Raw genomic sequence first — 12,456 nt, 5'->3', positions numbered from 1 at the left:
CAGTTCAAAACATCTGCCACGCTTTTTTTATCAATCCTCTTTCATGATACTGTAATAATAAAAGTCAATGACCTTCCCGTTTTTCACGGCCGCCTTGTGTAGCACGGCTTCCAATTGATACCCCGCTTTTTCCAACACACGCATAGACCCCGGGTTATAATCGAATACCAAAGCGTACAATTTCTGGTACCCGAATGTTTCAAAAGCGTATCGGGTAACGGCAGCCACGACTTTAGGCATAATACCCCGTCCCCAGTAGGGTTCACCTAGCCAGTACCCAATCTCGGCCGTAACCCGCTCAATATCGCCCTCGGAACCGAACCCGATACTCCCAACCGCTTTCCCGTCTACCTCAATGGCAAACCGCATCGGTGGAGCCGGCATAACATGAACCATGCTGATATAATCGAAAGCATCTTGTTTCGTGTATGGATGTGGAAAGTGATCCATGACATTATTCCAGATCTTCTCATTGTTGGCATTCTCGGCTAAAGAATCGCAATCCGAGAATCGCCATTCGCGCACGACAAATCCCTCTCCCTCTATCCTCACACAGTGCGTCTTCTCCCGTAACATTAAGAACTCATTTCCCTGATTCATCGATCGGGGTAAATCGCTTACACTTGTTTTCATAATTGTCTGATTCCGTAGAATCTCTCCTTTATCATTTTTTGTTTTTCGGTTATAAAACTACGCAAACATACGCAGATTAATGATATCTTGTTCCACCACATTCAAATAAATTTTTCAACCGTACACCCCACGAAAAACGGGAGCTTTCAAGAGCTCCCGTCACCTGTCTTACCATATATACATCAATCTAAAACCAGGTTCCCTTGCGGGTCTATTTCCACGGATATATCCATAGCATTCGCTTTCTGTAACACGAAATGATAAACGTTGCTACCGGAAGCGTATTCTATATATTGTACGCTCGCGATCGAGAAACTGTTGTAAGCCTCGCCCTTCAAAACATCCAGCACGACCTGGGGAACGTTCGCCTCCAACACCGGCCAGGAAGTCTTCATCCAATTATTCTCCCGATCGAACAACACCTCTTTCACCAGGCTGGCATCCAGAATACCCACTTCCAACAAACCATCCTGCCACCGGTCAACGCTAACCACCAAGGCTTTCGGGTACTGTCCCGTGATAAAACTACTCACCGCGGCAGGTAACGTGGAAGCCTCCTCGTTCACTTCTCTTACTAATTCTCCCTTCTCGTTGAAATAGATCACCATCTCTTCGGTCCCTTTCTCGATATCCAACCGATACACGGTAGGCATATTTAACCGTTCCAAGACATCAGCATCATCCACTTTCCACGAACTATAGATACTCCCGCTAAACCCGGTTTTCACCTCGGTAGGCAAGTTGCTAAACAAGATATCCGTTTCGCTCATCATCCATTGCCCGGAGGGGGCAAACCAAGCATCCACCTCTTGTCCGTTCAGGTGAAACTCCGCTTTCTCGTACTCTCCTTTTTTCTCCCAACTCACCGACACGGCATTCGGGTATTTAGCCTCAAAAGCCTCCACGATACTCTTCCCGGGCGTGTACCCCTTGTCATCGTCGTCATCATCATCGTGGCAGGCCGCGAAAACAAATAATGACGCCATCCATAACGTCACCATTAAAATCCTTCCTCTCATCATCTTTCTCGAATTTATCTGTTCAACAATATTGTTTGCTAATATATTCACTCTAACGAGAAAGAGTGGAAAAAAGTTTCCAGTGAAAAAATCCTCTCGTGAAGGATAACCTATTTTCAGAATGTATACTTTTGCACAGGATAACGAGAAATCATGAATACAGATCAAGGAATAATAAAACCGGAGAATAACGCCAAAGACCGCAAGATATCCATCTGTGTCTTTCTATCCGGATTCTCCTGTTTTGCCCAACTATACTATTTTCAACCTCTTCTACCCGATTTGGCTCAAGAGTTTGATCTATCGGCAAGTTACAGCAGCCTGGCCATATCATTTTCCACACTGGGAATGGTCATCGGCTTATTCACGGCCATGTTCGTGGCTGATTCTATCCCCAGGAAAAAACTGATCAGTGCCGCGCTCCTATCCTCATCCGTGTTCTCGGTGATCTGCTCCTACTCCCCCTCGTTCTTCCTGCTGGTAGCGCTGAGCGCCCTCAAGGGATTTTTGCTCTCCGGGGCTACCTCCGTCTCCCTAGCGTATATTTCCGAGGAAGTCCACCCCCTGAATAAAGGAAAAATCACGGGACTATATATCGCCGGAAACGCCCTCGGGGGTATGGGAGGACGAGTGATATCCTCGTACCTCAGCACGGCCTTCTCCTGGCAGATAGCCTCCGTATCCATAGGCGTGTTATGTGCCATTTTCGCCATATTATTCCTGATATTCAGTCCCCGTTCACTGAACTTCAAGCCCAAGAAAGAGAATTTCAAATCGTTGATTATATCTAATTTACACCTTATCGTGTCCGTGAAGTTGATTCCTTTCTACCTGATCGGCTCCCTCATGTTAGGGATATTCGTGAGCTTGTACAACTACCTGGGATTCTACCTCGTGAAAGAACCCTTCAATTTCTCGCCACACCTGATACACTACATTTACCTGATGTACATTTTCGGCGTGTTCGGTTCTATTGCCACGGCAAAATTAACCGCTTTATACAATCATTTCAAGATACTAAAAACGATCATCGCCCTCTCGGTAGCGGGCCTACTCCTGTTGTACGTCAACAATTTCTGGATCGTCACGTTCGGGTTAGCCATCTTCACGTTCAATTTCTTCGTCGTGCATGTCATCTGTAACCGGATCGTGAGCGATTACAACCTCCAGAAACGTTCGGTCACGATCTCCATATACCTCCTCTTTTATTACATGGGCTCCAGCATCTGGGGATCAGCAACGGGGATCGTTCTCGATCATTTCGGTTGGCAATGGTTCATCGCCGGGTTAATTTTACTGACATTTATCCTATACGCGATAGCTTACAAAGGAGCCCAACTGATGAACCGATAAAACCCCATTTTCAGCATCCTTGCTAATCAATGATTCACCAAATCTGAATCCATGTTTTACATCGAGCCAACCCAAAACCATTAAACTAAATAAGCTGCCGGGTTTCCAGCAGCTTATTTTGGCAAAATTCTTTCAATGGCTTACGTTGAAAAGAAAAAAATCATATTATTATTAACATTACAAAGATCAAGAAATTCAAGTTTACCGGCAATCCCCAATAATAGGGATATTTCAAGTAAAATTGTCATTCCACCTCATTAATATCAATGAGATTGTTCAATATCGCGTACACCGTAAGCCCGGAAACAGATTTTATCCCGGTTTTCCGGATAATATTCTTCCGGTGCGTGATCACGGTATGCACCGATATATGATGCTGGTCAGCGATCTCTTTATTAATCTTTCCTTTCGCCAGGGAGATCAAAATCTCCTTCTCCCGTTCCGAAAGTTCATTCTTATCCAGCAAATCACCGGAAGTAGTCAACGCATCAATCGAATGGAACAACTTCTGCGCGATCTTGTCGCCATCATCCGATATATCAATTGTCGTGTGATACTGTTTCAACACTTCGGGATCAATATACTGGTAAACAAGCGCCACGAAAGCCGTGTCCTTCACGCCATCGAACAACTCTTCCAGATGTTGCCGTTTCTTCAATTCTATTATCGAGGGGTTTATGATTATAATATCCGGATTCAAATGACTGATCCGATCCAGGCAATGATAACAATCAGCGATCACCGCCACCACTTCAAACTCTTTCCTGGTTTCAATCAATTTCCGTAACCCGGTTGATATGATCATCGACGGCTCAATAATAACAATTTTATAGCATTTATTATTGTTTGACATACCGTTGCTCTAATTTCATTACTAAAGGAACGAGTATTCTATCCTCGATCAAAGAATGTTTACTTAAATCCTCTTCCAGGGCAAAAATTCCGAACAATACCCGGATACGCATATCTGACAAGGCATCTCCCGGCAAATATTTCATGATGATATTCTTTAAATCGTTCAGCTTATCATCTATATTACTGTGATTCTCCTGAAAGACCCCGATCTCGTAATTATCCGGGCGAACACCTTTCACTATATTCGAAATATACGGGAAAACCGTCTCCTCCTCGTAAGCGAAATGCCGGATCACCTCGTTCTTGTACTCGGTAAAGAAGAGGTGCAGTATCTGCTGATGCTGTTGCTCGCAACTCTCGGATATCTCCTTTAATTGTTCCTCTATAGAGTACATCCGGTTTTCCAAGTAGTAAGTATGGGAATTTTTCAAATAAGATATCAACTGATCGACATCCGCCCCGATAGCCTCGATCTCCTTACCTGTCGGCAAATATTGCTCGTTACTGTACACGTTACAAATCATTAGGAACAACGGGCACGAGACGTGACTCGCCTCGCAACACTCCCGCACGGTCTTATCTCCAAAACCCAGGTTCATACCAAATCGATGCAACAACAGTAACAAAGAGTAATCGGCATGAATAACATCCGCCAGTTTCATATCGGCAGAAAAAAGATGTGAATTCATATCTTTATTTTTACCACAAATATTGGAAATAATCGATTCACCACCAAGTTTATTCATTAGTTTATAGAATTATTTATGATATTTCACGACCTCAAAGTTACGAATCCGCCGGGAAATACCACATCCTCAAAATCGGGTAAAAACAAAATTCACCCTCCCTATTTATGGGGAGGGTGAATTTTGTGCAACCTGATACTATATCATAAACTTCGTACTCTTCCCTCCCGCTTGTACCGGATAGATCAACGCGAAATTATTCATCTGAAAATAACTATTCAGGTAACCCGGGATACGGCTCATGCTGGCGTGATAAGAAAAGCGTTCCCGACGACTCATCACGATCCACAACATATCGTCACTCTTGATCTCCCGGAAGATAATCAGGAAATCATTCCAATCATCAAACAACGTGAACTCGGCCTCAATAGGACGTTTCTTGTACAACTCCTTCAAGTAAGCCAACGTTCCCTCCGAAGCGTGGAACAACAACTGCGCCCCCGTGTTCAAGGCGATATTCCACATTTTATTCACCCACATGGGGAACCCGACCTCCTTCTCCGCGTTTTCAGGCACCACGATCCAATGACGCTTGATCGTTGCCATCGGCTGCATCGGGCGATAAATAAAAGTGGTCACGTTACTCTGGTTCAGAATCCCTTCCGTCATGTTTCCCAGAAAAGAAGGCGAAATTCCTTTTCCCTGATGTAAACCCAACACCATATCCGTAATTGCCTGTTCCTGGATCACGCTAATAATGGCGTTTGCCACGTTCAAGTCATAGCGCAACAAGTCATGCACCAGGTTATCCGTTGCCGCCGCGGTTGTTACTGTCATGTTCAACACCTTTTTCGCCTGTTTGATCGTCTTTTCATCCGATGCCTTGTTATTAATCACGTTCAGGGCATACAATCCCGATTTGTTCTTTTTAGACTTTATGGCCGTACTCAAATTAACTAATTCCGACACGTTTCCCTCGTACGACACGGGAATCAATATCCGTTCTTTATGATCCTCTTCATCCTCCTTATCCTCCGGACCATCTGCCATGGCGATATTATGCGCTCCCTTCTGGGCGGCAAACGAGGCCATCGTACACGTCACGAGCACCATCAGGATCGAACCGTTCAACACGCTCTCGTTCAACAAGCGGATAGGCTCCCCGTCCGGCGTCTGCCCTAGGATCACGTTATACCCGACCGTCACCACAGCCAGCGTCGCCGCCGCGTGCGCGCTGTTCAACCCGAAAATAACCCACCGTTGATCATCCGACATGCCGAATATCTTCTGTGTCAACCAAGCGCACACGTATTTCGCTATCGTGGCGACAACGATCATCAAACCACCGACTTTTAACGTATCCCAACTCGTGAAAAAAGCCCGGTAATCAATCAACATCCCGACACTGATCAGGAAGAACGGGATAAAAATGGCATTCCCCACGAACTCCACCCGGTTCATTAAAGGAGAGGTACCCGGGATCAACCGATTCAGCGCGATACCGGCGATAAAAGCCCCGATAATAGCTTCCAACCCTGCCAGCTCTGCCAAATAAGCCCCCAGAAAAAGCATCACCAGCACGAAAATATATTGTGATATATTATCATCCACCCGCTTGAAAAACCACCTCCCGATCAACGGGAAAGCAATCAGCACGAACAGGAAATACACGATAATCGCCCCGCTCAAGCGATAATAAAACATATCGTCCACCTTTCCCATAGCCAACCCGACCACCACCGTCAGCACCAACAAAGCCAACGTGTCGGTAACCATCGTCCCTCCGACCGTAATCGTCACGGCTTTATTCTTCGTTATCCCCAATTTACTGATAATCGGATAGGCAATCAACGTGTGGGATGCAAACATACTGGCCAATAAAGCCGAGGTTAACACCGAAAAGTTCAACACGTAGACCCCCAGCAACATACCCAACGCCATGGATATCAAAAATGTATATATTCCAAATGCCAGACTCTTCCATTTATTCTTCTTGAAATCCCCCATATCAATTTCCAACCCGGCCAGAAACATGATATACAACAGCCCGGCTGTTCCCGAAAGAATAATACTACTATCCCGTGATATCAAGTTAAAACCATGCGGTCCGATAATCGCCCCGGCAATAATCAATCCCAACAAATGGGGAATCCTCAACTTGTTCAGCAACAACGGTGCAGCCAGAATAATAACCAGTATCAACAAAAACTTCAACACCGGATCTGTCATAGGTAACTCGATAGCAGCAAGCATGAATTGTAACATATACATCATTTCGAAATCTTATGAACGATTTTCCCCGTATTCCAACATTTGTGCCAGAAAATCCGTCGGGTATTCTATTTTTACATCTACCACCTTCCCCGCTTCCTCTACAAGCCGGTACTTCGGGTTAACGAAACCCGCGTAAGGGGCCACGTTCAACTTCTTGTAACGTTCCAGAACCTCCTGATGCAACACGGGATCAACCCGTACACCATAATTCTCGATCAAACGTCGGGCACCTTCAAAATCACCTTCCGATTTCACCCGCTGTACTTCAGCCAATAATTTACCGAACAATTGACGCAAGACCTCGTAATCCCGGATCGTGAAATATGTTTTCCCATCCCGGGTGACACGCTCGATAACATTTGCCTCTTTTCCTTGCTCGTACACCCAAGAGGCTATCAACTGACGATTGCGCATATGCGACTCCTCCAAGTTATTACCCAACTTCACCCGTGTCAATTGGACCATCAAACCGTTACGGATATAATTACAATACTCGCTTTTGGCCACCTCCAACGAGGGTATTACCCCCAATTCTACCAGTTTCGGGTCCATCACGTAATAAAGAGCGAACAAATCGGCCCGTGCCTCCTCTATCGTGGAATAGTAATTTTTCAAAGCCTCCTGCCCCACGCCCGGCAACATCTTGCCGGAACCATGCCCCAAGCATTCGTGCAAATCAGTATGCACGTTTCCCCCGATATACCCGTACTTCCGTACCAATTCCTTCTCCTCGTCCGAATAGGCAAATTCATCCAACACGCCCGAATTCAAAGAAACCCGGTCATAAGCATACGTGATATTATCCAGGGTAACCGACTTACTTCCGTAACGCTCCCTAATCCACTCGGCATTCGGTAAATTGATGCCTATCGGCGTTGCCGGATGACAATCACCTCCCAACATGGCAGCTTGCACCACCCGAGCCGTGATCCCCACGACCTCACTTTTCTTAAAGCGTTCGTCGATAGGAGCATTTTTCTCAAACCACAAGGCGTTATCCGCCAGTTTCCGGGTTCGCTCGCAAGCCTCCTCGTCCATGATCTGCACCACGGACTCCCAACTGGCTTTATAGGCCAAAGGATCACCGTACACCTCGATAAAACCGTTAATAAAATCAATCGGGGCGGCAACTTCTTTCACCCACTCTATCGAATAACGATCAAACAAAGACAGATCACCCGTCTCGTAATACTCGATCAACAAGTCCATCACCTCTTTCTGATGCTCGTTACAAGCGTATCCGGAAGCCTTTCGTAAATTCTCAACGACATGACGAATCGTCTCCCCGTATTTACCACCGACATGCCACACCTGCTCCTGCAACTGCCCCTGGCCATCACGCACTAACGTGGAATTTAACCCCCAGGAAACAAATTCATTCTCTTTCTTTTTCTCCCGGTAATAACTCTCGACCTCCTCTTGGGTTACATTCTCGTAATAATGATTGGCAGACTCTTCAACCAAGTCCTTTCCCTCGTCCAGCACGACCCGTTTCGCCATGTATTCCGGGTCAAAAATCACCCGTTCCAACTCCGCGTACATCTGTTCCGCCCCCACTTCCCGAAGCAACGATTTGAAATACCCGGAAGTGAAACCGGGCACGAACTTCTCCATGGAATAATGATGATGTATCCCGTTAGCAAAAAACACCTTCTTCGCGTAGACCACGAAATGCTGAAACCCTTCCGCATCCCGGTCTCCCCGGTAATCCCGCAGAATCTTCTCCAATGCTGCCCGTACCCGTAAATTATATTTATTATTCTGATCCCAGAGAATATCTCTTCCGGCCAATGCCGCCCGACCCAGATAATAAACAAACAACTTCTCCCGCAAGGTCAATCCCTCGAAAGCCGGGACGTCGTAACGTAGTATCTTTATATCGTCAAATTGCTCTAACAAATAAACTTGCTCTTTCATTCTTCTTCTGTTTTTGTTGTTTCGTGTCCAAGAACTTTCAACGAATCATACACCCTACGCACAACAGCCCGGGCCACATCGTCTCCTTTCTTATTACTTGAAATCACCTGATAAAGTTTCAACCCGGCCACGTACAAAGTGATGTTAAACTCGTACTCCGCCCCGCCCTTTACGAACGTTCCCTGCATGACAACCCCGCTCATATCTCCTTCCTGCACGTAAGCCATATCATTTTTCAAATCAAACACTCCTCGCTGACTCTTCAACTGATTCAATCCTCCGGTTGCGGCCCCTTCCAAATCCACCTGCCCGACTTCCGGGGTATATTCGGTAAACAAATACATCAACTCGATACCGTTACCCGAGTACGTAAAACCCACCATTTCCTTCACGACCGACCGTACCTCCTCGGGCAAACGTTTGATCATGGAACCGACCGATTTCATGGCCTTCGGAGTAGACAAGGACATATCTCCCGCGTAAGTTCCCGTGTACCATTGTTGCTCCGACACGGGAGTCTCATCCTGCCCGTATATCTTATCGTAACTTTCCTTCATCCCGTTCATCACCACCACGATCATCAAAACCCCGAGAATCCCCCCTATCAGCCCCGCGATCACACCTTTTTTATTGCCTTTTTTCTTGCCCGTTCTCGCCAAATCCCCTCTTTTCACCTGTTCCTCGGTCAGACACACCTCCCGTTGAAAATCCTCGAATGACTTCTCCGGGTGTTTCACCTTCCAATCTTTATAATTATCCTCTAGTTTCCGGTTACATAAACCACATACCACCATGTACTCGGATTTTACCTCGTTCAGGTGATTACAATGTTTACATTTCAAATAATACATCTCTCTTACACGTTATGATTAAACCGTTTCAATATCTGCGCCGAAGCTTTGATCGAGCGCTTGTACCAGGCAAATAAAACCTGATCACGTTCCTCGTCCGACAAATGCCAGTCGATCTCTGTCTGTCGCAAGCGCTGCACCACACTGTACATAAGCAAGGCGGCACACACACTCACGTTATAACTTTCCGTGAAACCGTACATAGGCACTTTCACGAACTCATCGGCCCTCGTCAACACGTCATCTGACAATCCCGTTAACTCGGTTCCCATGCAAAAAGCCATTTTCCCCTTATGAAGATCAATCTGATCGATAAACGTATCCTGTTCATGCGGGGTCGTGGCAATAATACGATACCCCTGTGATTTCAATATATCAATCGTCTCGATCGTGTTATTCTCACGCTTTCGATGCCGATGTATGGTCAACCAATCGGAAGCACCCATCGAAATCTCGGAATTATCCGTGAAAGTGTTCATGTTCTCTATAATATGTACATTCTGAATCCCAAAACAATCACATGAACGCAACACGGCACTACAATTATGTTGCTGATAAAAATCCTCAAGCACCATCGTGACATAACTTGTCCGCTCCGCGATCAACCGACGAAACAAATCATTTTTATAATCCGTCACGAACTCGCTCAAATATTCAACCTGCTCTTTTACCGAATGCATAATTTATTATTAAAGTGGGCTCCGCCAAGTTTAAAAGTTACAAGTTTAAAAGTTACAAGTTACAGGTTAAAAATACTTCTCTCCACTGCAAAAGCCGAACCTGTAACCTGCAGCGCGAAGCGCAACCTGCAACCTGTAACTTGCAACCTTTGGTTGCAACAAAAAAAGGGTGTTCTTACAACACCCCCTTCTTAATCTTTTAATGGCAATTATAGTTGGCCTTCTAATTCAGCACCAGCTCTAAATTTCACCACTTTCTTGGCTGCGATTTGGATCTCTTTACCAGTTTGCGGGTTTCTACCTGTTCTAGCGCTTCGCTCAGACACGGAGAAAGAACCAAAACCAACCAAAGCTACTTTTTCATCTTTCTTCAAAGACTCCCCGATAGTAGCGATAAAAGCCTCTAATGCTTTTTTAGAATCTGCTTTTGTCAAACCTGCTTTATCAGCAATTGCGTCAATTAATTGAGCTTTATTCATAATAGACAGTTTTAGGATTAGAACTAATAAAATTTTATTATATTCGCAAATGTAGGTATTTTCCTGATTAATGCAAATTTTTTACCAAAAAAACAAAGCAACTTTAACATCATCCGGTTATAAAGTACTCTAATGCCCGGCTTTTCTTAACAAATCGCCTCGGCACAGCCTTCTCCATCCATGGCAGCCGAGACAATTCCACCCGCATACCCGGCCCCCTCTCCACAAGGATATAACCCCGAAATCTCCGGATGTACCATTCTCTCTGCCTCCCGGGGAATCCGTAACGGGGAAGACGTACGACTCTCCACTCCAAGCAAAACAGCTTCTTCCGTGACAAACCCGCGGGCCTTTTTCCCGAATTGATTCAAGCCTTCGCGAAGACGCCGGTAAACCATTTCCGGTAACCATTCTTTAAAAGATGTAGCCCGCACTCCCGGCTTATAAGAAGTCCGGGGCAACTGTTCGCTCAAATGACCACACAGGAAATGAGTCAACCGCTGAGCCGGAGCATACAAATTCTTTCCACCCTGTTCCCATGCCGCACGTTCCAAGTCTTCCTGAAACTCCAACCCGGCAAATAATCCCCGGTACTTCATCCCAAGCAATTCCCCCTCACCGATCGAGGTAACCATGGCCGAATTCGCCCAAGCCGTGTTTCTCCCGGAAGCCGACATCCCGTTCACCACTTGCTGGCCAGGTCCCGTGCAAGCCGGGACAACCACCCCTCCCGGACACATACAAAACGAGTAGACTCCCCGGCTGTCCACGTTAGTCACGAAACTGTACTCCGCGGCCGGTAAAAAATCTCCCCGCCCCCGCGGGTTATGATATTGTATTTGATCAATCAACTCCTGCGGGTGCTCCAACCGAAGCCCCACCGCAAAATCTTTCGGGAACATCAACACCGAGCGGGATTGCAACATTCGGTACACGTCACGGGCAGAATGTCCCGTGGCAAGAATCACGTGATCCGCCCGGATCTCCTCGTCCCCCACAACGACACCCCGTACCCGGTTTTGCTCGATAATAATATCCCTCACCCGGCTGTTAAAACGCACCTCCCCCCCGTATCTCTCTATCGTTTTACGAATATTCACGATCACCCGCGGCAACTTATCCGTACCAATATGCGGGTGTGCATCTATTAATATATTCTGACTAGCCCCGTGATAAACCAATATCTCCAGTATACGATCCACGTTTCCGCGCTTCTTGGAACGGGTGAACAACTTCCCGTCCGAGAAAGTACCCGCACCTCCTTCCCCGAATCCGTAATTGGAATCCTCGTTCACGAGGCCCGTTTTATAAAGACTATTCAAATCCTGCTTCCGCTCTTCCACGCATTTTCCCCTCTCCAGAACAATCGGTCTCATACCTAGCTCGATCAACCGCAACGCCGCGAACAACCCGGCCGGTCCCGCTCCCACCACGACAACCGTCTCGGCAGACGACACATCCCGGTATTGCGGACTGAACACCCGTTCTTTCTCCTCGACCCGATCCACGTGTACTCCCACCTTCAACTGGATAACCACCCTGCGCTGACGGGCATCTATCGACTTTCGAAGAATCTCCACGTGCCTAATTCTCTCTCTCCCCACGTGCAACATCCTTGCCAACAAATCATTGACGATCTCTTTATCATGCGCCTCTTCCGGCGTAATTCTCAATTCTAATTCTTTATACATAATACAGGTGGCTTCGCC

At 46.3% G+C, this 12,456-nt stretch carries 11 protein-coding genes; 1 reads left to right on the top strand and 10 read right to left on the bottom strand.

Annotation, left to right across the window (positions count from 1 at the left end; translation table 11 throughout):
* Window positions 1-30: 30 nt before the first annotated feature.
* Together DWW52_RS11330 and DWW52_RS11325 are read right to left on the bottom strand one after the other, a co-directional pair.
* Window positions 31-633 carry a GNAT family N-acetyltransferase gene (locus DWW52_RS11330; RefSeq protein WP_233556847.1) on the bottom strand — a complete coding sequence of 201 codons (603 nt, stop codon included), beginning with the start codon at window positions 631-633 and terminating at the stop codon, window positions 31-33.
* 182 nt (window positions 634-815) lie between these two features.
* The gene (locus DWW52_RS11325) at window positions 816-1,655 is read right to left on the bottom strand and encodes a PepSY-like domain-containing protein (RefSeq protein WP_118715606.1); all 840 of its coding nucleotides are present in this window, start codon (window positions 1,653-1,655) and stop codon (window positions 816-818) included.
* Window positions 1,656-1,805: 150 nt separating this feature from the next.
* Here DWW52_RS11325 and DWW52_RS11320 point away from each other — a divergent pair, with 150 nt between their 5' ends.
* A complete protein-coding gene (locus tag DWW52_RS11320; protein WP_118715605.1) occupies window positions 1,806-3,005 on the top strand; it encodes an MFS transporter in 1,200 nt (399 codons plus the stop codon).
* Window positions 3,006-3,249: 244 nt separating this feature from the next.
* On the opposite strand, the gene DWW52_RS11315 is transcribed toward DWW52_RS11320, so the two are convergent.
* The 8 genes from DWW52_RS11315 to DWW52_RS11280 form a co-directional block, all read right to left on the bottom strand.
* Complete coding sequence (locus DWW52_RS11315; protein WP_118715604.1) at window positions 3,250-3,858, bottom strand: response regulator transcription factor; 609 nt, start codon at window positions 3,856-3,858, stop codon at window positions 3,250-3,252.
* On the bottom strand, window positions 3,845-4,549 hold the full coding sequence (locus DWW52_RS11310; RefSeq protein WP_233556845.1) for a hemerythrin domain-containing protein: 705 nt from the start codon (window positions 4,547-4,549) through the stop codon (window positions 3,845-3,847). The genes DWW52_RS11315 and DWW52_RS11310 overlap by 14 nt, the downstream gene beginning before the upstream one ends.
* 195 nt (window positions 4,550-4,744) lie before the next feature.
* Entirely contained in the window at window positions 4,745-6,811 is a 2,067-nt protein-coding gene (locus tag DWW52_RS11305) for a cation:proton antiporter (RefSeq protein ID WP_370449513.1), read from the bottom strand.
* Window positions 6,812-6,829: 18 nt separating this feature from the next.
* Window positions 6,830-8,737 carry a dihydrofolate reductase gene (locus DWW52_RS11300; RefSeq protein WP_118715601.1) on the bottom strand — a complete coding sequence of 636 codons (1,908 nt, stop codon included), beginning with the start codon at window positions 8,735-8,737 and terminating at the stop codon, window positions 6,830-6,832.
* Window positions 8,734-9,588 carry a hypothetical protein gene (locus DWW52_RS11295; RefSeq protein WP_118715600.1) on the bottom strand — a complete coding sequence of 285 codons (855 nt, stop codon included), beginning with the start codon at window positions 9,586-9,588 and terminating at the stop codon, window positions 8,734-8,736. Before DWW52_RS11295 ends, DWW52_RS11300 begins: the two co-directional genes overlap by 4 nt.
* A gap of 5 nt (window positions 9,589-9,593) precedes the next feature.
* Window positions 9,594-10,268: an RNA methyltransferase gene (locus DWW52_RS11290; RefSeq protein WP_118715599.1), complete on the bottom strand. Its 675-nt coding sequence runs from the start codon at window positions 10,266-10,268 to the stop codon at window positions 9,594-9,596.
* A 209-nt stretch (window positions 10,269-10,477) separates the two neighbouring features.
* Window positions 10,478-10,747: an HU family DNA-binding protein gene (locus DWW52_RS11285; protein ID WP_118715598.1), complete on the bottom strand. Its 270-nt coding sequence runs from the start codon at window positions 10,745-10,747 to the stop codon at window positions 10,478-10,480.
* Between the two features lie 146 nt (window positions 10,748-10,893).
* A complete protein-coding gene (locus DWW52_RS11280) occupies window positions 10,894-12,438 on the bottom strand; it encodes an NAD(P)/FAD-dependent oxidoreductase (RefSeq protein WP_118715597.1) in 1,545 nt (514 codons plus the stop codon).
* Window positions 12,439-12,456: the final 18 nt, after the last annotated feature.

The organism is Odoribacter sp. AF15-53 (assembly GCF_003479425.1).
Lineage (GTDB): Bacteria > Bacteroidota > Bacteroidia > Bacteroidales > Marinifilaceae > Butyricimonas.
Note: the sequence above shows the minus strand (reverse complement) of the source record. Positions and strands in the feature narration are given on the sequence as shown.

Coding starts and splice junctions, on each gene's coding strand:
- DWW52_RS11330 (WP_233556847.1), bottom strand. CDS start 633: ATGAAAACAAGTGTAAGCGATTTACCCCGATCGATGAATCAGGGAAAT.
- DWW52_RS11325 (WP_118715606.1), bottom strand. CDS start 1,655: ATGATGAGAGGAAGGATTTTAATGGTGACGTTATGGATGGCGTCATTA.
- DWW52_RS11320 (WP_118715605.1), top strand. CDS start 1,806: ATGAATACAGATCAAGGAATAATAAAACCGGAGAATAACGCCAAAGAC.
- DWW52_RS11315 (WP_118715604.1), bottom strand. CDS start 3,858: ATGTCAAACAATAATAAATGCTATAAAATTGTTATTATTGAGCCGTCG.
- DWW52_RS11310 (WP_233556845.1), bottom strand. CDS start 4,549: ATGAATTCACATCTTTTTTCTGCCGATATGAAACTGGCGGATGTTATT.
- DWW52_RS11305 (WP_370449513.1), bottom strand. CDS start 6,811: ATGTTACAATTCATGCTTGCTGCTATCGAGTTACCTATGACAGATCCG.
- DWW52_RS11300 (WP_118715601.1), bottom strand. CDS start 8,737: ATGAAAGAGCAAGTTTATTTGTTAGAGCAATTTGACGATATAAAGATA.
- DWW52_RS11295 (WP_118715600.1), bottom strand. CDS start 9,588: ATGTATTATTTGAAATGTAAACATTGTAATCACCTGAACGAGGTAAAA.
- DWW52_RS11290 (WP_118715599.1), bottom strand. CDS start 10,268: ATGCATTCGGTAAAAGAGCAGGTTGAATATTTGAGCGAGTTCGTGACG.
- DWW52_RS11285 (WP_118715598.1), bottom strand. CDS start 10,747: ATGAATAAAGCTCAATTAATTGACGCAATTGCTGATAAAGCAGGTTTG.
- DWW52_RS11280 (WP_118715597.1), bottom strand. CDS start 12,438: ATGTATAAAGAATTAGAATTGAGAATTACGCCGGAAGAGGCGCATGAT.